We start from the raw sequence: 24,296 nt of genomic DNA, 5'->3' as shown, positions 1-24,296 counted from the left end.
TCACCTATTTGTCTCATCTCTCAACCAGCCTCTATTACTCTTGGAGTAATAAACAGCCCCATATAGTTTTATAAACGACTGAATAGCTACATATAAGACACCCTTAAAACCAAATTTCTTGAAAAAACCAAAATCAATTTTGTTCTTTCTATGAGTCTTAACACCAATAGATGCCAATTGACTCGCACCAGCAGTCGCTCTCGCCTTAATTTTTACCAAAGACCAAAAACTCTTCGGAACATCAACATTAACAAAACAAGAGGAAGGTCTTCCTTTTTCAACATCTGAGAATATAAAATTCACAAACCCATCATCAGATATAACATCAGGAAAATCATCAAACCTTTCCCTGCCAGACATAGATAGCGCAAAAACACCCGACCCAACATTACTAGAGGATAAGATATACGGAAGATTACTCCAAACAGAGTAATAGCACCTAACCAAAAAAGGAGCGTTTGAGTAATTAAAATTCAAATTTGGCCCTGATGCTAAAACTTCGCTGGAATTCATATAATCAACCAAATCAATCAGACTAGAAACATCAAAATCAATATCGGCATCAAGATAAATTCTTGGAAAAAAATGCGAAACAGAATCACCAAAGTTCAACGCCAAAGTTTTTGACCCTTGCTCCAGGTCATACACTTCGACTCCCAAGTATGATTTTGCAACATCAAATGTAGAATCAATACACCCATTGCAAACAACAACAACCTGAAAAAGATCCGTAAAACTCAACCTATCGAGAACAGTCTTTATCTTTTTCTCTTCATTGTAGGCAGGAATTATAATCGATGCTATCTTCTTTTCCATGCCCAATCCTTGACATTATAAATTACTTTAAACCAAGATTTCCCTTCATTAAAATAAGACCGCCGATATAAAGACAACAGCAAGTAAATCACCCCTCTGTTAAGAGCCCATGACAAGTGCAGCAATACACCCATAAAGAAATATAATCGTGACTTATTCTTCCAAAGGAACAAACACCTCGCCTCAAAAAGTCTTATTATTTTATCTGAGCGAACTTTTTCTGAAACCCCCCCTAGATGTACAATTTTTGATTCAGGGTCAACGACAGGACTACAGCCGATTTCTTTCGCCCTATAACAAAGATCCGTCTCCTCGCCATACATAAAAAAATCAAGGTCAAATCCATTTAAATCATTCCAGGTGTCAGTCTTCATCAGCAAAAAACTCCCCTGGACAACATCTACTTCTTTAACAGATTTTCTATCCCATGATGCATAGTTATCAGGATTGCAAAAAGAATTATTAGGAAATATTGCAGAAATATAAAAGGCCCGGCAAAAAACACCCCATAAGTTAACAAATTTAAATGCATGAGCAGAATTTATATTCCCATCAGGAAAAAATGTTACCCCTCCCCAAATACCATTCTCCGGGTATAATTTTGAAAAAGAAATCAATTTATTGATAGCAGGATTCATCATATAGGTATCTGGATTCAACAATAGTAAATATTCAGAATCGATAGCGTCAGACATCCTATTATGAGCACCTGCAAACCCTAAATTTTTATCAAATTTAATAAATTCAACATTATCATAAAGCTTACAATAACTGCTCAGTATCTCTTCAGAATTATCAGGTGAGGCATTATCTATCACAACAAACCTGAAATCATCAACCCCTTTAAGTTCATTCACCTTAATAGCTGACGATAGCGCTGAAACCATATGATAAGGAGTGCCGTAATTTACCATTATCACAGTGCATAATTTAGACATTAAGCCACCCTTTTATTAAAAAAAATCGCCTTAATACCATCAACACCAGATGCAACTGCTCTTGGAGATAGGTATAAGACACCAAACAATTGATAAACCTTTATGGCATTTAAAATAGATAACAACAACCTAGAAAATATCAAAGAAAATACAGCACCCCAAAAGCCAAAGACAGGAATTAAAGAAACTGCGGAAACCAAAGATAATACGCCACTAATAGTTAGATTCCTTTTATTAACATGAACATTTCCCGTCATAAGAAGAACAACATCAACAGGCCCCAGCGCCACACGAAAACACCAGAATACAACAACGGCAACAACATAAGGATAAGCAAAAACATAGGCCTCACCTATAATATTAAGCATTTCACGTCCAAACAAAAAGAACACCCCCAAAAAAGCAAAAGAAAACAACAAAGACACCAACGAGTAAGAGGCTGTCAACTTAACAATATTAAAATCCTCATTTTCTGAACACCTTGATATCATTGGAGAAATATAAGAATTTATCGCAAGGAATCCAAAAATTGAAAATGTAGATATTCGCAAGACAATAGAAAGCGCACCAAGTTCAGACTCATCAAGCCAAAACCCTGCCAGCAGCAACCCACCCCACTGAATAGCTATCGTCAACGCAGCGGTTGTAGCAAAAGGCCAAATATATATAACTTCCCCATAAAACTCTTTCTTCGATAGAGGAACATCAATACTCAAGCATTCACTCCGAACCAACCAAATAAAGCCTGCTGAAAAAAGAAAAACATTCGATAAAAGAAACGAAAGAGCAAAGCCTATCACCCCGTAGCAAGCATATAACTCACGGATCAACACCCAAAACCCAAGCGTTATCGCAACAACCCCAGAATTAATATAAAAGTATTGCCAAAACACTTTAAGACGAGCCTGGAACACAGTAGCAATGACTTGATTCAAAGCAAAAAAAACCGCAGAGAACATCAATAAAAATAGCAAAGAATAAGTACTATAATCATATACAAGCCCCTGAACAAAAGCGAAACCATAGTATAAAGATGATGAAATTAGCGAAACAAAAAGCACTATTAATAAAGATGCCATCAAAATAAAACTTTGAGAAAGCGCAGTCGACTCAGGGAGTTTTTTTAATATCGCATGCTCCGTGCCAGACCTAGAAAGCTGAACGACAATCATTACAACAGTGTAAAAATATATGACTATACCAGCCTCTTTTTCTTCTAAAAACTGAGCCACAACCCATATCAAAAGAATCCCGATCAAGGAAGATATCATCTTAAAAAAAACAGCATAAATTGAACGCATAATACACCTAACACTCAGAAAAATTAGAGCCAATCATAACCTAACCCCAACCTTTCTCTTATGCTCAGTCAAAAAAGAATTACAAAAACCTAAAAGAAGAAATACCACAAGCTGAGCTCTATCAAAGAAATCAACAGTAAAGGCTGCAAAAATAATCGAAAATATAGAAGCAAAAAAAGCAAAATAAAAACTTTCACCACTAGACCTCCAAGAAAACCAATGCCTTCTACATGAAAAAATAAAAAATAGTATTAAAAAAACAAATGCGGGAATACCATTCTGCAAAGCTGTCATAAGCCAGAAATTATCAATGCTTATCGGCATCCAATGCGGCCTACTCCACTCATAAAAACCAATACCAAAAAATGGATTAGCCATAACGTCATCAGTTGAGAACTGCCACTGGAGATAGCGGAAATATGCTGTCCCGGGATTCAGGGACATAGTATTAACAAATAAAACGACTGGCCCACGATTAGAGGCCACACTCAAAAACAAGAAAAGCAAGGATGAAAACCATACAACATGTGTAAATATTTTTTTGTAGAATTTTGAAATCAACCCCAATATATAAAGCATGAATTGCAAGAATACCATCAAAAATCCAACTGATGTCACAGATGCAATCATAGCAATGAAGATACCAGAGCTTAGAAAAAAAGCCTTTAGACTTTTATTAAAAACAAAAAAGATAGGAATAAAGACAACAGCACAAACAGAATACAATATAGGGTGTGAAAACACCGTGCTTGCCCTGTGAAGACCATGCCGATAATAAGAATCGCCTAAATATGACTCAACTGGATTTCCGAGAATTTCAGCAAAAAAAACATGTGTTATGCGATACCCTGACTGAGTCTCAAAAATTGCCAACGGCGCAACCAGGATATAAAAAAAAGCAATACAGAACAATACACGTTTAAACTTCTTAGCACTCCCTCCGATAGAAAGACCCAAAAAATACCCAACAAATACTTCTAAATACAATATTATAGATGATTTAAAACCAGAAACCCCGTGATTAACAAAAAAACTAAAAAAGGACCAAACACAATAAGACAACAGGAAATACTCTATCGCACCAAACCTTTTAAACTTAAACAGAACAGGCACGTAAAACAAGAAAGCCACCAATAGAAATAATCGATACAACTCCATCCTAATGCCGAAAAAATTAAAATAGAACTCCCCTGGAATAGTCATCAAAAGCAAATAAAGCAAAACCATAAACAAAGATTTATGGTGCAAGCCACTAGCCAGCCTCACAAAATATCCCCAACTCTTTAGTATATATGTCCTCTTTAATTACTTTTGCCGGGTTTCCTGCAATAACACAATTACCCTTAAATGATTTGGTAACAACAGACCCGGAACCAACAACAACAGAATCTCCAATAGTCACACCAGGCATTATGATTGAATTACACCCGATAAAACAGTTTTTTCCAATATTCACGTCCATATGAGTCAATCGAGACATATCATGCGCAAGAATGACAACCCCAAATGCCAAGTATGATCCAGCCCCTATATTCACCCCCTTGGGGTTAGTATAATCAAGCTTACTTTTCAGCGATATCCTTGCTGTAGGGTGAATATTCATACCATAAAAATAATTAAGATATTTTACCCGAAGACCTAGCAACCCCATTCTTAAATACTGATGGATCAATTTTTTAACTATTTTCTTAAAGCTCAACATATCCAAACCCATCAAAAACCTAATAAACATTTATTTTTTTACTTTGGACATACTTATTTAATACCGTCCCAAGCATTGGTTTTATTTGTGCAAGATGTAAAGATTCTTCGATCTCCTCCTTAGTACTCACTCCACTCTCAACCACCAACAGGGAACAGTCAATGTATGGTAAGAAAACCAGCGCATCATCATTCACCAAATAAGGTGGAAGATCATAAATAATAATCCGAGATTCATAACGGTTTTTTAATTCTTTGGTTAACGCTTTAACCATTGGCGTTGCAAGCGCTTCTGATGAATTAAGCATTCGTTTTCTACCAGGAAGAACTGAAAGCCTCTCAATTCCCGGGTTAAACATAATATCGCTAATTGGCACACCTCTTTCAAGAAAGTCTTGAATACCAAGCTCAGGTTCTACAGAGAAATACTGATGCACCGAAGGCTGACGCAAATCCATATCAACAAGAAGAACAGTTTGATTGGCCTCCATAGCAATACTAATAGCAAGATTTGTAGCAACCAATGATTTTCCTGCACCTGGTGTTGGCGCAGAAATAGCCAGCGTACTCCATTCATTAGCCCTCATTTCATGCAACACTTTTGTTCTGAGCATAGAAAAGGGAACAGAAGCTGGGTCCTCCTTGTTGTGAGCGATTATTCTATTTTCCGATAGAGTTTTATGAGCAACTGGTATTACTTTTGTTGATGTGTATTTAATATTATTAAAAGACCCATCATCTTCAGTACTATGAACCTTTCTCAGCTCTTTATCTGAATTCCGCTCACCAACCACAGGGTTCACTTTTGCTTCCTTAGCCCGCTTAACAACATCAGAAATAGAAGCCATAACCAGCCCTCAAATTCTCAAGCCAAACCGGCTTTATACATTAACTTATAAACAAGAGAGTCCAGCGGGATCACAAAAAAGTGAACCAACAATACTCCCAAAAAACACAAACCAGCAACAATCATAAGAATACGAATCTGATTTTTTTTCTTCTTTTTCTCGACCTTACCTGTATTAATAACACCTACAACAACCAAGGGTGCACTCCCAGTTATACGCTCCAAAGCAGCCACCCCTCGGACTGACTTATCAGTCAAAGCAATTAGCAGAATAACCCCCAATGGCATAAATAAAGATAAACCAACACCCGCCGCTAAAAGTACTTTACGTCTTGGCTTATACGGCTGATCAGGCAATAGCGGGGGTTCAAGTATGGAAAAACGCTCTGCTTTACGCCCCTGCTCAAGACTCTCTGCCATTTGAGCCTGCATTGTATTACTTACGACCCTATCATATTGTTCTTTTACAACTTCATAATCACGATTTAGTGAAATCAATCCACGTTCAACCTGAGGTATTTGAATAATTTTCTCTTCTAAATCTTCAATCTGGATTTTATTTTTTTCAAGCTGCTGCTTAAGAAGGTTGAGCTGTGCGGCAGAAGATTTCAACTTTGTATCCACCAAACCATCCCCTACAGGCTGTGAGCTTCTTCCTTCAAGAATTGAGATCCTCTTCTTCAAGGCTTTAATGTCGGGATGAGAGTCTTTATAAACTGCAGAAAGGCTTTTATATTCTGAATGCAAAGCCTCAAGTTCATCAGACTCTTTTAGAGAGCCATACCCATTCGCTTGAAGCTCATAAAGAGATCGCTGATTACTTTCCACCTCAATTTGGCGCTGAATCTCTATGCGACTTAATTGCGCACGATCTAGCATTGAAATATACAAATCAAGATGCTCAGGAAGAGCTTCCTTATTTTTCTGCTTATAATCAGCAATAGCCTGTTCAGTATCAGCCAAACGGACTTTAATTTTATCTGCCTCTGCACGCAAAAACTCTGTTGTTTCAGAAGCCCTTTCAGTTCGAGCTTGAACATTTTCATTTAAGAAAAGCGTAACAAGATCATTAGCAACAGATTGCGCTACCACCGGATTCAAAGCATCAAAGCCAACCTTAAATGCGATCGTAGTAGCTGGACTGCGGCTATTATTTTTATTACTGGTAATAAGTTCTACCGATATTTTTCCCCGCATACTCTGAACTAGTTCAGACACCAATAGATTACCAGCATCTTCTTTGACAGACGGATGTTTATTAGCAATATCAAGAAGCTTCTCACGGGTCATCACACGCTGCTTAATAATTTGAATTCGCTCAGCAGCAATTGAAGTTACCGTTGAGCGGACAAGGTCATCTGGAATCTGTTGAGTTTCTACCAACACTATCGACTCTGATCGATAAACAGCTGGAATTAACATAACCATTATGACTGACAAAATACCAAGCAGCACAACCGAAATCATCAGGTGAACTTTGTAGCGTGACAATGCCGCAATAAAGTTAGCTGGAATCTCTATGGCCTGATCTTCTTCTTCGTAAGTCACAACTCATCCTTGCATAAACCGAAGTTTAATCATTATTAATCAATACGCTTGCTTACTAAAAAGCGTAAATACTGTTCTAAACAAGATGGCAATATCAAGCGAAACAGACCAGTTATTTATATATTCCAGATCTGATTCAACACGCATACTCATTTGTTCAAGCTGTTCAGTTTCTCCTCGATAACCACGAACCTGTGCAAGGCCGGTAATGCCCGGCTTAATTCGATGCCGGCAGAGATAGGCCTTAATCTGACTTGAATACAGTGTATTATGCTGAACTGCATGTGGCCTCGGCCCAACCATTGACATATTACCTTCCAAAACATTGAACAACTGTGGTAATTCATCAATACTTGTTTTGCGGATAAATCGGCCTACAGATGTGACGCGATCATCATCCTTAGTTGCCTGTTTTACTTCTCCACTCTCGGATTCATGAACCTTCATACTTCTGAACTTCCAAATAAGGAATTCCTTTCCATCCCAACCGGTCCTTGGCTGACGGAAGAAAACAGGCCCTGAAGAAGTCAGTTTGATAGCTATTGCGGTAAAAATAATAAGAGGTGTAAAAACCAGCAAAGCAATTGCTGCGAGAGATTTATCAATAATTGCTTTCTTTAAGTGATGAGTTCCCAGCAAAGGTGTTTCTGAAAGTGTCATAATTGGCATTCCAGATAGCTCTTTGACACTTGGGTTAATAAGCTTGAGGCTTTCGAAATTTGGAACCCAATGCACATCAAGATTACGATTCATTAATTCATCATAAATCAATTGTATTTCACTAGCTTGCCGCATCGAAACCGCAAAAAATATACTCTTAATACTTTTACGGTCAATTAAATCAAAAAAATCATCAACATCACTCTCTCCACCAGAAAGTCCTTCAACAGTACATACAACATACTCTCTTACCCAGGGGTTACTATTTATTTTAACCTTTAGATTTTGGGCAAAACTCCCTCCACCTATAATCAAAGCACTAACTTTACTTTTCTTTGATTTACTTTTTTTATACAAGAAAAAAAGAATATAAGAGAAAAACTGAAGTAAATAACCCCCAACGGAGAAAACTGCCAGAAAGCTTCCAGATAAATACTGACTTGAAAGAATGAAATACAGCGCAACAACACCAACCATCAAAGAAGAGAACCAGGCCAGTAGCAAGTCGAACGCCTTGCCAAATAGCGATTTATTTTTTCGATAGATCCCTAAAAAATCGTAGCAGATAGCCATTGCCCCGATTAGGATAAGCCCGAAAATAACATGATGAGTTGAGATCGACCCTACTGACAATACAATCAGCAGAACAAAAAACGCCAGAACAAGAAAGGCATCAACCAACGACTGAAACACGTTTGAGAGCGTGTTTCTCCTCTGCAATAGAGGCCTACCTCCAAGTGCAGACTCTAGATCTTCCATAATTCCTTTTAACTCCGACTGCGCCATAAACCGCAAACTGGCCTGAAGATTACAACAAAAATTAAAAAGGAAAAACCTCTTTAATAAAAAATGAGGGGAAGGGGCCCCTCAATATAAGTCCTGCAATTATACCTTACGGCGCGCAGAGAAACCTGCAAAGCCCAGAAGAGCAGTACCAAACAGAAGAACGGCTGCAGGAACTGGCACAGCAGAGATTGAACCGTTTACATCTTCACTATCAGAAAAAATCTGCAGCGTATATTCACCAGCCAACAAGCTATTGATTGTAAAGCTCAGTGGGCTTGGAGTCACTACACCCGAATCAAATACAAGCTGATTAGCAGCATCAAGCAAAATAACCTGTAAAGACTCGGCAGGCGTACCATCATCATCAAATGTAAAATTCCAAATAGTCGTTGTCAGATCCTGAGCAACTGTAAAGTTCGTTGCCGCCGCACCAATCGGGTCAGGAAAATTCGAAACACTGAGTTCAACAGGAGTTCCACTAGTGTAATCCAACACAAATGGATCTGGCGAAAATTGAAAAGTAGCTGCAGATGCAACCGAGGATACAACGACCAGTACAAAACCGGCGGCTATATTTCTTAATTTAGTGATCATAAATCTTTCTCCTTAAAGTAATGAACATGAAAACCCATCCCCATCTGAGCCTTCGTGTAAAGCAACCGAAGCACATTTAATGCCAAAAAAACAAATTCCTTTATTTTCAACGACTTAAAAATTATTTATTCAAAAGAGACGCACAACTAATATAGCCTCAAGCAATTGCGTAAACGATTTCGACAGATTCTCACTCACTTACCATTTTATACCTGAGACAAGCCTTACAACTAACACTGAAATATCTATTTATCTTTACTAAAATAACAGATCAGCACGCGCAAAGACCGAGAGCTCAAGCCATTAACAAATCAAAATCATTAATGACAAAGCTGATAAATAACCGTCGACTTTTTTTACATGAGCTCGAGTCGATTTTACTAACACAACTTATTATCTGTTAACCTCTTTACTTTAACGCCCTCATTCGTTAAAAATCATCGAGATGGCCGCACTTTCTGATTAACATCAGACGCTGGCTTTACAATCATGGAGCTTATATTGGCTACCAGCCAGTACGACAGGATAAAAATGAAATTCGCCTCACCCCTGCTATTGTTACTTACCACTATCATCAGTGGCTGCAGCACAAACAGCATTCTCACCGCCCCGCCACCACCAATCCAAATATCAGATCAGTATCTGATTGGGCATGGTGACATTCTGGACATCAGAGTCTGGCGCAACCCAGAACTATCTGTGACTGTTCCAGTACGCCCGGATGGTAAAATTTCAGTACCTTTAGCAGGGGAAATAGCTGCAGCAGGCGAAAGTACAGAGTCTCTGAAGGGAGTGATCAGTAAAAAACTCTTTGATTACATCCAGGAGCCAACAGTCACTATCATTGTTGCGGAAGCTAATAGCACTGAATTCACTCAACGCGTGAGGATTACAGGTGCGGTCGCTCAACCATTGTCCACTCCCTGGCGCAAAGGAATGACTGTTTTAGATTTGGTGCTACTAGCTGGCGGAAGTACAGTATTCGCTGCTGAAGATAAGGCATTCCTCTACAGAAAAAGTGACAATTCAGTCAGAGCTTACCCTATTGACCTTGAGGGGATTTTAAAGCGCGGTGAACTTGATACTAATTTTCTCCTTAGCCCAGCTGACATAATTACTGTTCCCGAGCGTTTATTCTGAACTTAGCCGTTTCATGAAACATCCAGACTACAGCAGAAGCGGACTACATTATGTTAGCTGCGTTATATTGGTTATAGCAACACAAGCTCACTCTCTGGAGCTTTCAGTCAATGCCGGAAGCCAACTTACTAACAATGCTTTAAAAACTAAAAATAACAGGATAACTGAGCTGCAGGATCATATTGGGCTAACGACATTTCATACACAAGAAAGCAGCCGCAGCCAATTAAACGTAGATTATTCTTTTGATTATGAGAATTACAAGAAAAAATCTCAAGAAAGCAGGCTTATCGTAAATGGTAGCGCTTTCGCTTATGCGGACTTACAGCCATGGCTAAACGCCAAACTCTCTCATTCAGCCAAAGAAGTCCTTGATTCTCCAGGCCAGCCACAATTAGCCAGCAACACAGATAATCGCCATATTACAAGCGCCAGCCTCGACTTTCTTTACACCCCAAACAACCATAATAATTTTACAATAACGCCAAGTATCACCGACATCCATTATCGGGATGCTTCAGATATCGATAGTACACGCAAAGGCATTCAGGCCATCTGGATGCGCAATATCAATCCCATTACAGAGATAAAACTCTCGGCTCTGCATCAGAATATTGATTATGTTCAAGACGAAGATGGTGATTTTGATCAGCTCAGCATAATCATTGTACGTAGACTGAGATTGCTAAACTACAGGATTGAAGTGGGGCACAACGAAATTCGTTCATCTTTTGGGGAAAAATTAGCCTCCCCTTTACTTGAGTTATTTACTGAATTAAACAATGGTGGGCATGTACTGACAGCACAGTATAGCCATAGAGTTTCCGACACTTCTAGCGGAAATCAAAACAATCCATTAGTCAGTAGTACAGATGGCAACAGGAGCACCCTGGATCTATATCAAGAACAGCAGCTAAACCTCAGCTATCTGAACTCTGGCATATGCAATCGATGCAGGGCAAGTCTTGCATTAGACTGGTTGAAAGAAGATTATCAGGCTCAGTCCACCGAAAATCTACAAGAGCAAATCACATCATTATCACTCGATTACCAAGCCTCGCCACTGAGCAACATTCACTGGCTTATCAAGCATAATGACACTTATTTCCCCAAGGATATCAATAATAATTATCAGCAAGTGAATATCTTACTGTCTTATATAAGGAAGCTAAGGAAGAATTTAACTGTCAAGCTTGATGCTAAATATGAATCTAGAAACTCTAAAATACCTTTAAATTCATACTCAGAGTCATCAAGCCAAGCCACACTAACATATTATTTCTAGATCAATATGAACAAGCTTCTATCAGCAGTAATATTTCTAACTTTCGGGACTTTGGTTTTATTAGCTTTCTTTAGCGAAGGCTTATTTCCGAAGCCCCCCAAGCATACCGACAAAGCAGGTCACTTTCTCATTTTTTTTCTATCATATACCGCTATCTACATTAAAACCCAGAAACCAGTCAAATTCCCAACATTGACTTTATTATTTATTTTTGCCATTACCTCAGAGGTACTCCAGAGTCAATATTCCCCTAGTCGAGAGTTCTCTGTATTCGACCTTATGGCCAATATAGCTGGTTTTATCACAGCGGCAATTTGTAACCAGCTATATTTCAAAAAAAGATCAATCTAAAACTTTCACTCACCAGCCGGCTTCAAAAGCACCAATTTCCGGAGAGCAGGCCCTCTCTCGTCCATTAATATCGGTTGTACCAGAGTAAATTGGCTCACCACTATTATTTGCCAACGTATTAATACGGGGAGTATAGTCATGGTTCTCATGATCTAAGAACAGTGCACTTTTTGAATCCACCTCAATATTCCCTTTGGCTTTAATATCACTACTTGCCATAGACACCCTAGAAATATTATTGATAATTTCAATATCTTCAGAAGGTGTTCCATCCTTATGATCATGAACTAATATTCTGGGAATCATGGTGCTATCATCATCACCATCGACGACAGTATTATGGTAGATCTCAACATCCTCAGCACCATAAAAGCTAATTCCGTTCCAATGATTAATAACAACCAGGTTATTTCTTACCACCCAGTTTTTGGAAAAGCCATCAAAATTGCCAATACCTTGTATGTCAGATATCAAACTTAAGTTAGGATGATTGTAGTTATAAAAAACCCTATTACCATCAACAATAACATTCTCTACAGGAGTTCCATCATGGGTCCAAGACTGAAAGCCATCATCATGGTTATCATCGACCTTAAATCCATTTGCAATAAAATTTCCTATATAACGGCTATCATTACCTAAGCCACGTATACCATCACCGCTAAAATTTAAAATTTCATTACCTTCAACCAAAACATTATCGGATATTGCAGCAATTCCGAAGCGAATCCCAGACACTTTATTATTACGAGCAATGCTGTTAAAAGCATCCAGGTAGATTCCAGACTTAGCTTTTTCAAGCCAATCATTTTGAGACCAGCCTGATATATCAGGCGACGAATACACTGTATTTTCTTCAAATACGACATTACTGGACGGGCCAGTCCAATTATGACCTGCAGCTTCAAGGAGCCGATTGCTACTTGTAGAACCATGTGAAGAGCTGACATCTAACCCTTTTACCGTCCAATTCGATGACGATATAATGTTCAGGCTCGATAATCGTGGGGAATGTCCTTCTTTTGCCTGAATTGTGATCGACGATTCATTCATCAAGCGATTAACCTGGACTTGCCCATGATAACCGTTGAGTAAATAAATGGTGTCACCACCAACAATAAAACCGTCAGGATTGACAGTTTCAATCGCTTTCTTGGCATCATCATAGGGAGCCACCCAACGTGTTGCTTTAACAAACCCATTATCAAATACTTCTTGCAAGCTCTTCCATGGGTTTGACTCTGAGCCATCCCCCTCTGACTTCCCATTATCCGGATCGACATAATAAGTCGCTGCTTTTGAACTAATAGCGAAAAGTACTAACACTGAAGCTATTAATATTTTAAATGTATTTTGAGACATCGTTTTGCACCTCGCTATTGCAGAACCATAGCAGCATAGTTGAACCGGATTAAGTCGCAAGTCGAGCAATAACCTTATTAGCAGCAGATTTCCAATCCGACGGTATGCAGCCATATGTACTACGTATTTTCTGAGTATTTAAAACTGAGTATAGAGGCCTTATTGCTGGCGTAGGGTATTCTTTTGTCACAATTGGTGACAGCTGAGGAGACATTGATATAACACGATTACTTTTTGCAATACTAAAAATATATTCAGCAAATCCGAACCAGCTGGTTTGTTGATCACCACAATAATGAAAATGCCCACTAGTTAACGTTTTATTCTTAGAGTAGTAAAAAAGGATATTATTAATCGCCACTGCCAGGTCACCGGCATATGTTGGGCAACCAATCTGATCTGAGACAACCGACAAACTATCTCTTTCACATCCAAGGCGTAGCATCGTTTTTAGGAAATTATTTCCATATTCACTAAACACCCAACTGGTTCGAATATTCACAAAAAGAACATCACTACTTTCCAGTAACGCCTCTCCTGCCCGCTTACTATTTCCATACACACCAAGAGGAGATACCGGATAATCCTCAACATAAGGAACGGAAGCGCGACCATCAAACACATAGTCAGTTGACACATTAATCAGAGGGATATTAAGCAGCTTAGCCAGCTCAACCAGATGACGTACCCCGACCTCGTTAACAGCAAAAGCCTTATCAACATCCGACTCCGCCTTATCCACCGCCGTGTAGGCAGCCGCATTTACAATGACATCAGGGCAATCAGAGGCACAAGTCAAAACCTGTTCTCGCGAGCTGATATCCAGAGAAGCTGAATCCATGGCAAGTAATTCATGACCATTTACAGGCAGGACTTCTCGCAAATGACTCCCCAACTGCCCTGACGCCCCGGTTAACAAAACCTTCACACCCCTTCTCCCATACAGAACACAAGCACTAGTTCAGCTCCTTAAATGACTGCCCCATCTGGTCTTTTTCGGAGAGCAAGGGTTGTATATCCGGCCACTCAATAGCAATATCCGGATCATTCCAGATCAGACAACCTTCATCCGTTGGGTCATAATAATCTGTACATTTGTATTCAAAATCAGCTGATTCGGAAAGTACTAAAAAACCATGGGCCAGGCCTGGCGGAATCCAGAACTGTCGTTTATTTTCAGCCGAAAGAATGACTCCCTCCCACTTGCCATAAGTTGGAGAACCTGGCCGAATATCAACCGCAACATCAAAGACTTCACCGGCGACAACACGCACCAGCTTCCCCTGGGGTTTATGGATTTGATAATGCAATCCTCTCAAGACCCCATGAGAAGATCGAGAATGGTTATCCTGAACAAATTCAAGATCGATACCAGCAACTTCCCGATAGCGATCAGCTTGAAAAGTTTCCAGAAAAAAGCCCCGCTCATCACCAAAAACCCGCGGCTCAATCACTACAGCATCCGTAATGGATGTTTCAATAACATTCATTACTTGCCCTTCAACAAACTAAGTAAATATTGGCCATAGCCAGTTTTCTGCAAATAATCACCACGTTCAGCAAGCTTATCAGCCGTAATCCAACCCTTACGGAACGCAATCTCCTCCAGGCAAGCCACTTTGAGTCCCTGACGGTGCTCAATGGTTTGCACAAACTGTCCTGCATCTAGTAATGAGTCATGCGTACCAGTATCCAGCCAGGCAAAGCCGCGCCCTAGCAACTCAACATTGAGATCGCCACGCTGCAAATAGGCATTATTAACATCGGTAATCTCTAACTCACCACGCGGAGATGGCTCAGTCTGGCGAGCAATATCGACTACATCATTGTCATAAAAGTAGAGACCCGTAACGGCATACTCAGACTTTGGCTGCTTGGGTTTTTCCTCAATAGAAATGGCCAATCCTTGCTCATCAAATTCAACAACACCAAACCTTTCCGGATCCTTAACATGGTATCCAAATACAGTGGCTCCTGCTGTACGTGATGCAGCTGATATCAACTTATCGGAAAAATGCTGCCCATAAAAAATATTATCTCCCAATACCAGACTAACAGAGCTATCTCCGATAAAAGATTCACCAATCAAAAATGCCTGGGCCAGCCCATCCGGACTCGGTTGAACAGCGTAAGAAAAATCAACACCAAAACTACTACCATCTCCCAGTAAGGTCTGAAATTTGGGCAAATCATCCGGAGTAGAAATAATCAGAATTTCGCGAATACCGGCCAGCATCAATACCGAAATAGGATAATAGATCATCGGCTTATCGTAGATAGGCAGCATCTGCTTAGATACGCCTTGAGTGATGGGGTGCAGGCGAGTGCCAGATCCTCCTGCCAGCACAATTCCTTTATAACTCATGGCTTGCTCCTATACGCTGCAGGCGATAATCGCCATTTAATACACGCTGCCACCAATTTTTGTTTTCTAAATACCAGATCACTGTCTTACGCAATCCGGTTTCAAAGCTTTCCTCCGGTGTCCAGCCCAGTTCACGTTCAATTTTGCTTGCATCGATGGCGTAACGCACATCATGACCAGGTCGATCCTTAACAAAGGTGATCAGATCAGAGTAGTTAGCCACTCCTTCCGGCTTTAACGGGGCATATTCTTCTAATAAAGCGCAAATCGAGCGAACGACCTCAATATTGGTCTTTTCATTATGACCGCCAATATTGTAAGTCTCACCCACCTCGCCACTAAACAGCACCGTGCAAAGTGCTCGGGCGTGATCTTCAACAAATAACCAATCACGGATCTGCATACCATCACCGTAAACAGGCAGTTGTTTCCCAGCCAGAGCATTTAAAATGACATGAGGGATCAGCTTTTCAGGGAAATGATAAGGCCCGTAGTTATTTGAACAATTGGTTATCAAACAAGGGAGCCCATAGGTTCGTTGCCAAGCCCTGACCAGGTGGTCAGAGCTGGCCTTACTTGCAGAGTAAGGTGAGCTTGGCGAATAAGGTGTTTCTTCCGTAAACAGATCATCAAGGCCGTGCAAATCTCCGTAAACTTCATCGGTAGAAATATGATGAAAACGGAAATCGGCTTTCTCTGTCTCATTCAAACCTGTGTAATGCGCCAAAGAAGCTTGTAGTAAATTGAAGGTTCCAATGACATTCGTCTGAATAAATTGCCCCGGACCTTCGATTGAACGATCAACATGGGATTCTGCTGCAAGATGCATGATGCGATCAGGTTGGTGTCGAGCGAATATACTTTGCAAACTGGTGAGATCACAGATGTCGGCTTGCTCAAAGCAATAGCGCTCTGAATCCGACACACCCTCAAGTGATTCGAGGTTGCCTGCATAGGTCAGCAAATCCAGATTGATAATATGATGTTCAGTATGATTGATCAGGTGGCGAACAACAGCACTGCCAATAAAGCCAGCTCCACCCGTTACTAAAATTCTCATGCTCGTCCATGATGTTAAATGAGTTAAGTGCAGTCTTTCACAAAAATTTCTGCAAAAGTACTTTCTGTAGTTTGGCGGCCATTATTGAACGTACAAATTCAACATTCTGATTGTTCACTTCCCAGGCCGCTGTTAAAAATCATTCCTAATTCATAATTTAATTCAGTAGTATTGAACCTTATTTCTTTGAATTTCACAAACTTACATTGGGTTGTTTTTTATTTTTCGATTTAATAAAACAGCAATAAAAATCGCAAAACCAAAAGAATGTAAGGTTTTCCAACTCGATCAACTCAAAGATGTCGATATATTTAACAAGCAGCATTAGAAAACGCTTTAAAAATCACTTAAATATATGATTTATATACAAAAAAAATAATTGGCACATTCCATGTATAGTGTGAACCAGATCACAGAACCAATAATGGACTACCTATATGAAATCTTTTATTAAATCAGTAGCAATCGTCACAGCCATGACACCAGCTCTGGCATCTGCCGGTGCACTTCCTTACCACATTGGCCACATAACTAATTTTCTCGACGATACAAATTACTTTGCTGAAGATTCTTACACAAACATAGATCCGGGCTTTACATTCGAAGGCCAATGGGAATTCACTGCAATTGCTTTTGAATCTGCCAACCCCAACACTGCCTCAACCGATGAAAGTGACACTTACGGAACGGCCTTTAACAAGTATGTAGGTAATGAACAAGAAACCACATTCACAACACTTGATATCAGCAACTGGGGCCATTGGATCTCTGTCGACTTTGATAACAACGAAAACCTTTATTTTGAAGATTATGATGGTTACTGGAAATATGGCGCCTCCAGCGAAAGTATCCCACTAAACCCGTATACCAACACAGATGCATTTGATGTATTCCAATTAACAGAAGATTCTTTATCCCTCAGCTACCTGCCTTACAGTACGATTCTGACCGAAGGCACCATTATTGTTGGCTTCAATGATAATGAACGCACTAAATGGGGCTGGAATGATGCTGATTATGACGACATTATCATTGCTATGCGTCAAATCTCACCGGTACCTCTGCCAGCCGCTGCCTGGCTGTTTGGTTCTGCCCTGCTCGGTTTTGGCTTAACTCGCTATAAGCGCAAGAGCTGATTTCTGGCATTATTAACTCAAGGCTCCTTCATGGAGCCTTTTTTATGGTTGTTCGCCAGTACCTTTCAGCACTTCATCTTTGATACAATACCGCGCTTAATCTCCATATAAGCGCGACACCAACAACAATAATGAAATACAACAATCTGATTCCTGTCTCTAAGACCTTACTCCAGCCTAAATACATCGGAGCCTGGCTGGTTGTGCTGACAATGTGGCTAATCGCCTGGCTGCCACTGTCAACCAAACAATACTTTGGTAAGAAAATCGGCACCTTGCTGTATCGCCATATGAAATCCAGAACTCGTATTGGCCGCAAAAACCTCAGTGCCTGCTTTCCTGAAAAGTCACCACAAGAAATTGAGAGTTTACTGGAAGAAAACATGCAGCAAATGAGCATTGGCGCACTGGAAGCGCCTCATGCCTGGTGGCGAAATATGAAACCTCATGCCGCAACCGTTAACGTGATTGGTTTGGATAAACTGATTCAAGCCCAGGCCAAAGGCAACGGTGTATTGATCATGGGTGGCCACTTTGCCGCGGTGGACTTTATCATTCCGCTGATTGCGGCCAAAGTGACGGATCATTTTCACTTGGCGTACATGTATCGTCCACACGACAACCCGGTGATTGACCGTATGATCGTAAATGGCCGCAATCGCCACGATGTGATGGGTTTTACCAAACGCCAGCTCAAAGACATGATTCAGTTCCTGAAAGACGGCGGCATGACCTGGTACGGTTGCGATCAGAATTTCAGCAAAAGCTCAGATCGTTTTGCGCCCTTCTTTGGTGTGCAGGCAGCCAATATTTCAACCCCCTCCTGGATTGCCAAAGAAAGCGGTGCTGCGGTCGTTTTTATGCGTATGCATAGATTGGAAAATGGCGGCTATGAGTTTGAAATCAGCGATGAGTTAGCCAACTTTGGCGAAGACCCTCAGGCAGACTGCGAAGCCTGGAATAAAGAGCTGGAAAAAGCGGTAAGGATGCGCCCAAGCCAGTATTTTTGGGTACACAAACGCTTTAAAAAACGTCCTCCCGGTGAAGCTCCGTTTTACTAATCAAAGCACAGAGCAATCAATCAGAATCAATGCCTGATCAGTAACACACTGTTGCCGTCAGGCAAGACTTTCATCCGCAATATTCAGATATTATGCTGTGCAATTTAAACGCTGAATATTGTGATTCATAACATGAAGGTCAATCATCATATCCCTTTCCAGACGACCATGCTCAAACCTCAATACTGGGGCGCATGGCTCGTTGTGTTTTTTATGTGGCTTATCTCCTTATTACCTCTCAGCACAAAGCACACCCTCGGTAAAGCGCTGGGGACACTACTGTACCGTACGATGAAGGGTCGTACTAAGATTGGCCGTAAGAATCTCAGCGCCTGTTTTCCCCAGAAAGCACCTGAAAAAATCGAAGCATTACTTAAAGCAAACATGCAACAAATGGCAATTGGAGCGCTGGAATGCACCCACGCCTGGTGGGGCGACATGCAGCCTTACATCCAGAAAGCGAACATCATCGGAATTGAGAATCTGCTTGAGCCACTCAGTCGCGGCCAGGGTGTGTTAATGATGGGCGGACACTTTGCCGCCATTGACTTTAACTTGCCACTGGTTGTCGATCAGCTGGATGGCGAGAAGCGACTTGCTTATATGTACCGCCCGCATGATAACCCCGTAATTGACCGCATGATTGTCAATGGCCGTAACCGTGAGAATGCCCGTGGGTTCAGTAAAGACCAGGGAAAGGATCTGATTAAATGGATTAAAAGTGGTCAGGTTGCCTGGTATGCCTGCGATCAGAATTTCAGCAAAGCCTCCACCCTGTTTGCACCCTTCTTTGGCATTCAGGCAGCCAACCTGGCGATGCCAACCCTTATTGCGCGCCGCAGCAATGCGGTTGTGGTATTTCTGCGGATGCACCGTTTGGAAAATGGTGTGTTTGAAATAGAAGTCAGCAAACCTCTTGAGAATTTCGGTGAAGACCCTCAAAAAGATTGTGAGATGTGGAATCAGGAGTTAGAAAAGGCGGTGCGCATGCACCCGTCACAATATTTTTGGGTGCATAAACGCTTTAAAAAACGCCCGCCAGGTGAGCCTAAGTTTTATTAATTAAGTGGTTCTATTAAATAAGTGATTTTATTAAATGAATTAGGCGTAACGGTCGTTACAGATACTCTTCAACCGTAGCGATATAATCCAGCCAGGTTTTTGCTGAGGTAGCCGAATCCGCTTGCTTCAGTGCCTTTTGGAAGTAGCGTCGGGCACTCTGGTAATCCTGCTGTTCAAAATAACTACTGCCAGCCAGTAATAACGCATTGGCCTTATCCTGATCGTCCAAACCTTTATCCAAGGCCTGTTGCGATAATTTTATTGCCTGAGCATGTCGATTATCCTGCACTGCTAAGCGAGCTGCGCGTAATAATAACGAACCATCATCAACCACTTGCGATGCCTGAGATAGCGCAACAATGGCATCCTGACGCTGACGGCTTAATTGCCAGGCCGAGGCCAACAAACGCCAGTTTGATTCGGTTATTTTGATGTTTTCAGCCGCTAATTGCTGCTTCAGGATTCGTGCACCCCGCTCCGGAATGCCTTGATTAATTAACAACTGCACCAATAACAGCACATTCTGTTCTTTTGTCAGTTTATCCGAGGCATAAGCTGTCTCAAGTACTTTTAAGGTATTTGCAGGCTGCTCCAATAACTGAAACATCGAAGCTCGTTGCACCCAGTAATCTTCATTATCGGGTTTAATCGCAATCAACTGCTTCAGGGTATCAGCCGCGTTTTGATATTGCTTACGCTCGTAATAGGCAAGCGCCAGAATCTGCAACCAGTTTTCTTTAGGATGATTGCCGGATTGTTGCTCTCGCTCCAATGCCTTAGGCACCCAGGCAATCACATTCTGGTAATCACCCTTAACATGATACGCCATGCCTAGCGTGGCAAACGCAATAGGTTTAATCGGATACTTGCCCTGATCCTGCTTCTTTTGTTTTTTCAGCAGTTTTTGTTCGGCTTGCAACAGCTTTGGCAAACGGGTTTTTAGTGCAGCAATCGCCTGCTCGGTTTTTTCAATGCTTAAATACAATTGTGACACATTGGTCGCCAGAGCCGATTCCTGACCAACAGCAAAAACATCCAGTTTTAACGCATTTTCAAACTGCTGGATAGCCGCAGGGGTATTCTCCTGAGTCAGATACAGCTGACCATATAACTGATGAGCCAACGCCAAACCAAAAGATGGTTTCAGCTTATTCACCAGCTTATCTAAGACTTCCTGAGCCTGGACATAATCTTCTTGCTGCAGGTACTCCTGCACATCATTCAGCGCTTCGTAAGTCGCCGGAGAAATGGAGGTATCCGCAGCCATAACCGACAACGAAAACAGGCCAGAAAAAAGTAACCCAGTAAAAGAATGAGATAAACGAATCAAAAGTTGTTTCATATTCAGCGACCACTCAACTTAAATTCGAGTGTTTGAGTAGCAACCTGAGGAACGGGCTGCCCATCTTGCAGGCGTGGTTTAAATTTGTATTTAAACAAGGCGCGACGTGCCTCACGTTCAAACACACCACGCGGCTGAGCATCAATAATATCCACGTCATCGACCGTGCCGTCAGCATTAATCTGCAGCCGTGCTGTGACATAGCCTTCTATTTTCCGGCGTTTGGCCTTTTCCGGGTAAACCGGGTTTTGCCGAACCAGTGGAATCACATCACTGTCACCAAACCCCAGCCCGACCGAAGCGTCCCCCAGGAAAGATTGGTTGCTCAGTTCCAAATCCGTCTGAACATCCGGCATGGTGAATGGCAATTTCTGCATATTCACATTTTGCTGAGTTACCGACGTTTTTGGCAGCTGTGGTTTTTTCGGTTTTGGTGGTTCTTTTTTACGACGTTCCTTCAGCTGGGTTTTGGTGTCTTGCTTAGCGCGGACAAAATCCAGAAAGGTCGATTCTGTGCGTTCTTTTTTTAAATCTGCAGAACCAGACACCATGCTGTGCATGGCAAAAAATAACGCCAGACTCACTCCACCAGCAATCACAAAAGCCACTAACAAGCGCATCAATCAGCAGCCTCAGCCGAAATCGAAATATCGTGAATTCCAGCCAGACGAATCTGATCCATCACTTTCACCAGCAATCCGGTTGGCGAAAATTCATCCGCCTGAATAATCACCGCACCTTCCGGGTTTTCTGCTTTCATACGTTCAATATTCGGCCGCACGGCGCGCACATCAATAGCACGTCGGTCGATCCAGATTTCACCGTTAGCGCGAATCGCTACCAGAATATTACTGCCTTTTTTCTCTTCCGCCGTTTGTGCACTCGGGCGATTCACCGATACGCCACTTTCTTTCACAAAAGAAGTCGTAACAATAAAAAAGATCAGCATGATAAAAACGATATCCAGCATCGGTGTAATATCGATATCGTTTCCGTCTGTATCATTATCAGTATGACGTCGAGCCATATAAAAATGCCTTGTTAATCCGTTGGCAGCTGGTCAGCCAGCTGATGAACACCACGTTCACTTAAACGCTTAAATCGGGTGCGAAAATACAAACCAGTCAGAGCAACAACCAGTCCTGCCATCGTTGGAATGGTCGCCTGAGAAATACCATTCGCCATGGCGCGGGCATTACCGGTGCCGGTGATCGCAAGCACATCAAATACGCTGATCATGCCCCACACCGTGCCGAGCAGTCCCATTAACGGACAAATGCCAATCAACATACCGACCGTCGATAAAAAAGTATTGGCGGCCTGCTGTTGGCGACTGATCATCGCGCTGCGGATTTTACGTGCTGTCCAGCTGTTATGGTCGCTGCGCTGTTGCCAGCTGGCCGCCAATTTTTTGTTTTGCTTTGGCATATCAATATAGAAAAACCAAAGACGCTCAAGAATTAACGACCACAACAATACGCTGAGCAACAGGATGCCATACAGCACCGGGCCACCCTGCGCCATAAAATCAGCCAGCCATTGCAACGGCCCATTTATGTTGCTGCTTGCGAACATCCGTTACTGAACCTTTTTGGCTTCTTTTTCTAAACGCTGCGCCATCAGTCCGGCAGACTGTTCGTCCAGCAGCTGAATCAGGCGCTTACTTTGAGAAGCAACACCGTTATGCGCCAGCAATAATGGTATGGCAGCAACCAGACCTAAAACGGTTGTAATTAATGCCTGAGAAATACCGGATGCCATTAGTTTAGGATCACCCGTTCCGAAATTGGTAATCGCCTGAAAGGTAGCGATCATGCCGGTTACTGTACCCAGCAGCCCCAATAAAGGCGCAATACCGGCAAACAATTTAATAATTGACTGACCCAACTCCAACGCTGGTAATTCACGCAAAACCGCTTCATCCATTTTGGCTTCCAGCACTTCAGCTTCAATGGTGTCCGGCAATTCGCCATAAGCCAGTAATACCCGGCCTAATGGATTATTGTTATTCGGCTGATCCAATTGCTGCTGTTGCTTTTTCACTTTTTGCGCAACGCTGAATAAAGAGATCAAACGCCATAGCGCTAACAGCAAACCTAAAACACCCAGAGCAATAATAATAAAACCAACTTCACCGCCCTGTTTGACCCGCTCGATTAGATCCGGATTTTCCAGTGTCAGATTAACCAGAGCACCGCGGCTTGGATCGAGCGCAAACGGCGCAACACCGGTTGCATTATTTAAGAAGCCGCCAATAAAACCGGCTTCTTGCGGCTGACGACCTAACTCACCCAGCTGCTGCAGTTCACTGTCGTAAGTCAGATAACCCGACTCATTAATGGCGTTAAACACACCCACTCGGGTAATGGTTTGTTGGGTTTTTTGACCTTGAGCATCAATCACATTGGCATCAAACGAAACAACCTGACCATTCAGTGTCATTTCCTGCTGCAGCGTAAACCATAAGTCTTCCAGCTCAGCAATATTGGGCAGTTCTTTGGCTTCTGCCAGCTTTTCCAGATCGGCTTTGCGTTCTTTAATCTGCACCGAAGTTAAGCTGTCGGATAACACCGTTTGTAAATCGGTTGCCACCTGGCGAACAACACCAAACATTTCTCCCAGGTTGCCAACCCGCAGACGCAGCTCTTCTTCTTTTTCCGTCAGTTTAATTTCATTACTGTCGAACGAATTTTTTAATTGCTCTGCCCGCAGTTGCTGCTTTTTCAGCTCGGCACGTGCTTTAGCTAACAGCGCTTTTTGTGCGGCAACATCTTTTTTAAAGGCCGCCTCACGCGCCGCGTTGATTTTATTTTCAGCCGTCTGATAAGCACTGGCCTTATTCAACAAGGCATTCAGATCATCCTGTTGAGAATCAGCCTGGGAAATACTGGCAATCAGCAGCAAAGAAAAAGACGCAACTAGTGTTTTTACGATATTCATT

The 24,296-nt window shown here is 41.7% G+C and carries 25 protein-coding genes; 6 read left to right on the top strand and 19 right to left on the bottom strand.

Translation table 11 applies throughout. The features are described from left to right. The 9 genes from ACO05E_RS16420 to ACO05E_RS16380 all read right to left on the bottom strand — a co-directional run bounded on the left by ACO05E_RS16420 (position 1) and on the right by ACO05E_RS16380 (position 9,191). Complete coding sequence (locus tag ACO05E_RS16420; RefSeq protein ID WP_419810569.1) at positions 1-816, bottom strand: glycosyltransferase; 816 nt, start codon at positions 814-816, stop codon at positions 1-3. After that, complete coding sequence (locus tag ACO05E_RS16415) at positions 801-1,754, bottom strand: glycosyltransferase (RefSeq protein WP_419810568.1); 954 nt, start codon at positions 1,752-1,754, stop codon at positions 801-803. The genes ACO05E_RS16420 and ACO05E_RS16415 overlap by 16 nt, the downstream gene beginning before the upstream one ends. After that, positions 1,754-3,055: a hypothetical protein gene (locus ACO05E_RS16410; protein ID WP_419810567.1), complete on the bottom strand. Its 1,302-nt coding sequence runs from the start codon at positions 3,053-3,055 to the stop codon at positions 1,754-1,756. Before ACO05E_RS16410 ends, ACO05E_RS16415 begins: the two co-directional genes overlap by 1 nt. A gap of 33 nt (positions 3,056-3,088) precedes the next feature. After that, the gene (locus ACO05E_RS16405; protein ID WP_419810566.1) at positions 3,089-4,321 is read right to left on the bottom strand and encodes a hypothetical protein; all 1,233 of its coding nucleotides are present in this window, start codon (positions 4,319-4,321) and stop codon (positions 3,089-3,091) included. After that, on the bottom strand, positions 4,308-4,757 hold the full coding sequence (locus ACO05E_RS16400) for an acyltransferase (RefSeq protein WP_419810565.1): 450 nt from the start codon (positions 4,755-4,757) through the stop codon (positions 4,308-4,310). Before ACO05E_RS16400 ends, ACO05E_RS16405 begins: the two co-directional genes overlap by 14 nt. Before the next feature lie 19 nt (positions 4,758-4,776). Further along, positions 4,777-5,604, bottom strand: a complete 828-nt coding sequence (locus ACO05E_RS16395) for a CpsD/CapB family tyrosine-protein kinase (RefSeq protein WP_419810564.1) — start codon at positions 5,602-5,604, stop codon at positions 4,777-4,779. A 17-nt stretch (positions 5,605-5,621) separates the two neighbouring features. Further along, positions 5,622-7,151, bottom strand: coding sequence for a GumC family protein (locus tag ACO05E_RS16390; RefSeq protein WP_419810563.1), 1,530 nt, complete (start codon positions 7,149-7,151; stop codon positions 5,622-5,624). Positions 7,152-7,190: 39 nt separating this feature from the next. Further along, on the bottom strand, positions 7,191-8,597 hold the full coding sequence (locus ACO05E_RS16385; protein WP_419810562.1) for an undecaprenyl-phosphate glucose phosphotransferase: 1,407 nt from the start codon (positions 8,595-8,597) through the stop codon (positions 7,191-7,193). Positions 8,598-8,696: 99 nt separating this feature from the next. Further along, positions 8,697-9,191, bottom strand: a complete 495-nt coding sequence (locus ACO05E_RS16380; RefSeq protein ID WP_419810561.1) for a hypothetical protein — start codon at positions 9,189-9,191, stop codon at positions 8,697-8,699. A 501-nt stretch (positions 9,192-9,692) separates the two neighbouring features. On the opposite strand from ACO05E_RS16380, the gene ACO05E_RS16375 reads away from it, so the two are divergent. From ACO05E_RS16375 to ACO05E_RS16365, 3 genes are read left to right on the top strand one after another with little or no spacing between them, the layout of a single operon-like run. After that, positions 9,693-10,331: an XrtA/PEP-CTERM system exopolysaccharide export protein gene (locus ACO05E_RS16375; protein WP_419810560.1), complete on the top strand. Its 639-nt coding sequence runs from the start codon at positions 9,693-9,695 to the stop codon at positions 10,329-10,331. A 13-nt stretch (positions 10,332-10,344) separates the two neighbouring features. Beyond that, positions 10,345-11,616, top strand: coding sequence for a hypothetical protein (locus ACO05E_RS16370; protein WP_419810559.1), 1,272 nt, complete (start codon positions 10,345-10,347; stop codon positions 11,614-11,616). Between the two features lie 6 nt (positions 11,617-11,622). Next, positions 11,623-11,967, top strand: a complete 345-nt coding sequence (locus ACO05E_RS16365; RefSeq protein ID WP_419810558.1) for a VanZ family protein — start codon at positions 11,623-11,625, stop codon at positions 11,965-11,967. A gap of 9 nt (positions 11,968-11,976) precedes the next feature. Here the strand turns inward: ACO05E_RS16365 and ACO05E_RS16360 are convergent, their stop codons facing one another. Genes ACO05E_RS16360 through rfbB form a run of 5 tightly spaced genes read right to left on the bottom strand, consistent with a single transcriptional unit; the run spans position 11,977 to position 16,754 of the window. Further along, a complete protein-coding gene (locus ACO05E_RS16360) occupies positions 11,977-13,329 on the bottom strand; it encodes a hypothetical protein (protein WP_419810557.1) in 1,353 nt (450 codons plus the stop codon). A gap of 49 nt (positions 13,330-13,378) precedes the next feature. Then, positions 13,379-14,257 carry a dTDP-4-dehydrorhamnose reductase gene (rfbD, locus tag ACO05E_RS16355; RefSeq protein ID WP_419810556.1) on the bottom strand — a complete coding sequence of 293 codons (879 nt, stop codon included), beginning with the start codon at positions 14,255-14,257 and terminating at the stop codon, positions 13,379-13,381. 28 nt (positions 14,258-14,285) lie between these two features. After that, complete coding sequence (gene rfbC, locus ACO05E_RS16350; RefSeq protein ID WP_419810555.1) at positions 14,286-14,819, bottom strand: dTDP-4-dehydrorhamnose 3,5-epimerase; 534 nt, start codon at positions 14,817-14,819, stop codon at positions 14,286-14,288. Then, a complete protein-coding gene (gene rfbA / locus ACO05E_RS16345; protein WP_419810554.1) occupies positions 14,819-15,694 on the bottom strand; it encodes a glucose-1-phosphate thymidylyltransferase RfbA in 876 nt (291 codons plus the stop codon). The genes rfbC and rfbA overlap by 1 nt, the downstream gene beginning before the upstream one ends. Beyond that, positions 15,684-16,754 (bottom strand): dTDP-glucose 4,6-dehydratase, encoded by a 1,071-nt coding sequence (rfbB, locus tag ACO05E_RS16340; protein WP_419810553.1) that lies wholly within the window; start codon positions 16,752-16,754, stop codon positions 15,684-15,686. The genes rfbA and rfbB overlap by 11 nt, the downstream gene beginning before the upstream one ends. A gap of 437 nt (positions 16,755-17,191) precedes the next feature. Between rfbB and ACO05E_RS16335 the strand changes: the two genes are divergently transcribed. The 3 genes from ACO05E_RS16335 to ACO05E_RS16325 all read left to right on the top strand — a co-directional run bounded on the left by ACO05E_RS16335 (position 17,192) and on the right by ACO05E_RS16325 (position 20,013). Beyond that, complete coding sequence (locus ACO05E_RS16335; protein WP_419810552.1) at positions 17,192-17,890, top strand: VPLPA-CTERM sorting domain-containing protein; 699 nt, start codon at positions 17,192-17,194, stop codon at positions 17,888-17,890. A gap of 131 nt (positions 17,891-18,021) precedes the next feature. After that, a complete protein-coding gene (locus ACO05E_RS16330) occupies positions 18,022-18,951 on the top strand; it encodes a lysophospholipid acyltransferase family protein (protein WP_419810551.1) in 930 nt (309 codons plus the stop codon). Between the two features lie 132 nt (positions 18,952-19,083). After that, the gene (locus ACO05E_RS16325) at positions 19,084-20,013 is read left to right on the top strand and encodes a lysophospholipid acyltransferase family protein (RefSeq protein WP_419810550.1); all 930 of its coding nucleotides are present in this window, start codon (positions 19,084-19,086) and stop codon (positions 20,011-20,013) included. 55 nt (positions 20,014-20,068) lie between these two features. Here the strand turns inward: ACO05E_RS16325 and ACO05E_RS16320 are convergent, their stop codons facing one another. Genes ACO05E_RS16320 through ACO05E_RS16300 form a run of 5 tightly spaced genes read right to left on the bottom strand, consistent with a single transcriptional unit; the run spans position 20,069 to position 24,295 of the window. After that, positions 20,069-21,355: a tetratricopeptide repeat protein gene (locus ACO05E_RS16320; protein ID WP_419810549.1), complete on the bottom strand. Its 1,287-nt coding sequence runs from the start codon at positions 21,353-21,355 to the stop codon at positions 20,069-20,071. 2 nt (positions 21,356-21,357) lie between these two features. Further along, complete coding sequence (locus tag ACO05E_RS16315; RefSeq protein WP_419810548.1) at positions 21,358-21,975, bottom strand: energy transducer TonB; 618 nt, start codon at positions 21,973-21,975, stop codon at positions 21,358-21,360. Continuing rightward, on the bottom strand, positions 21,975-22,382 hold the full coding sequence (locus tag ACO05E_RS16310) for an ExbD/TolR family protein (protein WP_419810547.1): 408 nt from the start codon (positions 22,380-22,382) through the stop codon (positions 21,975-21,977). Before ACO05E_RS16310 ends, ACO05E_RS16315 begins: the two co-directional genes overlap by 1 nt. Before the next feature lie 14 nt (positions 22,383-22,396). Continuing rightward, the gene (locus ACO05E_RS16305) at positions 22,397-22,930 is read right to left on the bottom strand and encodes a MotA/TolQ/ExbB proton channel family protein (protein WP_419810546.1); all 534 of its coding nucleotides are present in this window, start codon (positions 22,928-22,930) and stop codon (positions 22,397-22,399) included. A gap of 3 nt (positions 22,931-22,933) precedes the next feature. Continuing rightward, complete coding sequence (locus tag ACO05E_RS16300) at positions 22,934-24,295, bottom strand: MotA/TolQ/ExbB proton channel family protein (RefSeq protein WP_419810545.1); 1,362 nt, start codon at positions 24,293-24,295, stop codon at positions 22,934-22,936. Position 24,296: the final 1 nt, after the last annotated feature.

It is taken from the genome of Bacterioplanoides sp., assembly GCF_965226395.1.
Lineage (GTDB): Bacteria > Pseudomonadota > Gammaproteobacteria > Pseudomonadales > Oceanobacteraceae > Bacterioplanoides.
This window is presented reverse-complemented; position numbering and strand designations above follow the sequence as displayed.

Coding starts and splice junctions, on each gene's coding strand:
- ACO05E_RS16420 (WP_419810569.1), bottom strand. CDS start 816: ATGGAAAAGAAGATAGCATCGATTATAATTCCTGCCTACAATGAAGAG.
- ACO05E_RS16415 (WP_419810568.1), bottom strand. CDS start 1,754: ATGTCTAAATTATGCACTGTGATAATGGTAAATTACGGCACTCCTTAT.
- ACO05E_RS16410 (WP_419810567.1), bottom strand. CDS start 3,055: ATGCGTTCAATTTATGCTGTTTTTTTTAAGATGATATCTTCCTTGATC.
- ACO05E_RS16400 (WP_419810565.1), bottom strand. CDS start 4,757: ATGTTGAGCTTTAAGAAAATAGTTAAAAAATTGATCCATCAGTATTTA.
- ACO05E_RS16395 (WP_419810564.1), bottom strand. CDS start 5,604: ATGGCTTCTATTTCTGATGTTGTTAAGCGGGCTAAGGAAGCAAAAGTG.
- ACO05E_RS16385 (WP_419810562.1), bottom strand. CDS start 8,597: ATGGCGCAGTCGGAGTTAAAAGGAATTATGGAAGATCTAGAGTCTGCA.
- ACO05E_RS16380 (WP_419810561.1), bottom strand. CDS start 9,191: ATGATCACTAAATTAAGAAATATAGCCGCCGGTTTTGTACTGGTCGTT.
- ACO05E_RS16370 (WP_419810559.1), top strand. CDS start 10,345: ATGAAACATCCAGACTACAGCAGAAGCGGACTACATTATGTTAGCTGC.
- ACO05E_RS16365 (WP_419810558.1), top strand. CDS start 11,623: ATGAACAAGCTTCTATCAGCAGTAATATTTCTAACTTTCGGGACTTTG.
- ACO05E_RS16360 (WP_419810557.1), bottom strand. CDS start 13,329: ATGTCTCAAAATACATTTAAAATATTAATAGCTTCAGTGTTAGTACTT.
- rfbC (WP_419810555.1), bottom strand. CDS start 14,819: ATGAATGTTATTGAAACATCCATTACGGATGCTGTAGTGATTGAGCCG.
- rfbA (WP_419810554.1), bottom strand. CDS start 15,694: ATGAGTTATAAAGGAATTGTGCTGGCAGGAGGATCTGGCACTCGCCTG.
- rfbB (WP_419810553.1), bottom strand. CDS start 16,754: ATGAGAATTTTAGTAACGGGTGGAGCTGGCTTTATTGGCAGTGCTGTT.
- ACO05E_RS16335 (WP_419810552.1), top strand. CDS start 17,192: ATGAAATCTTTTATTAAATCAGTAGCAATCGTCACAGCCATGACACCA.
- ACO05E_RS16330 (WP_419810551.1), top strand. CDS start 18,022: ATGAAATACAACAATCTGATTCCTGTCTCTAAGACCTTACTCCAGCCT.
- ACO05E_RS16325 (WP_419810550.1), top strand. CDS start 19,084: ATGAAGGTCAATCATCATATCCCTTTCCAGACGACCATGCTCAAACCT.
- ACO05E_RS16320 (WP_419810549.1), bottom strand. CDS start 21,355: ATGAAACAACTTTTGATTCGTTTATCTCATTCTTTTACTGGGTTACTT.
- ACO05E_RS16315 (WP_419810548.1), bottom strand. CDS start 21,975: ATGCGCTTGTTAGTGGCTTTTGTGATTGCTGGTGGAGTGAGTCTGGCG.
- ACO05E_RS16310 (WP_419810547.1), bottom strand. CDS start 22,382: ATGGCTCGACGTCATACTGATAATGATACAGACGGAAACGATATCGAT.
- ACO05E_RS16305 (WP_419810546.1), bottom strand. CDS start 22,930: ATGTTCGCAAGCAGCAACATAAATGGGCCGTTGCAATGGCTGGCTGAT.
- ACO05E_RS16300 (WP_419810545.1), bottom strand. CDS start 24,295: ATGAATATCGTAAAAACACTAGTTGCGTCTTTTTCTTTGCTGCTGATT.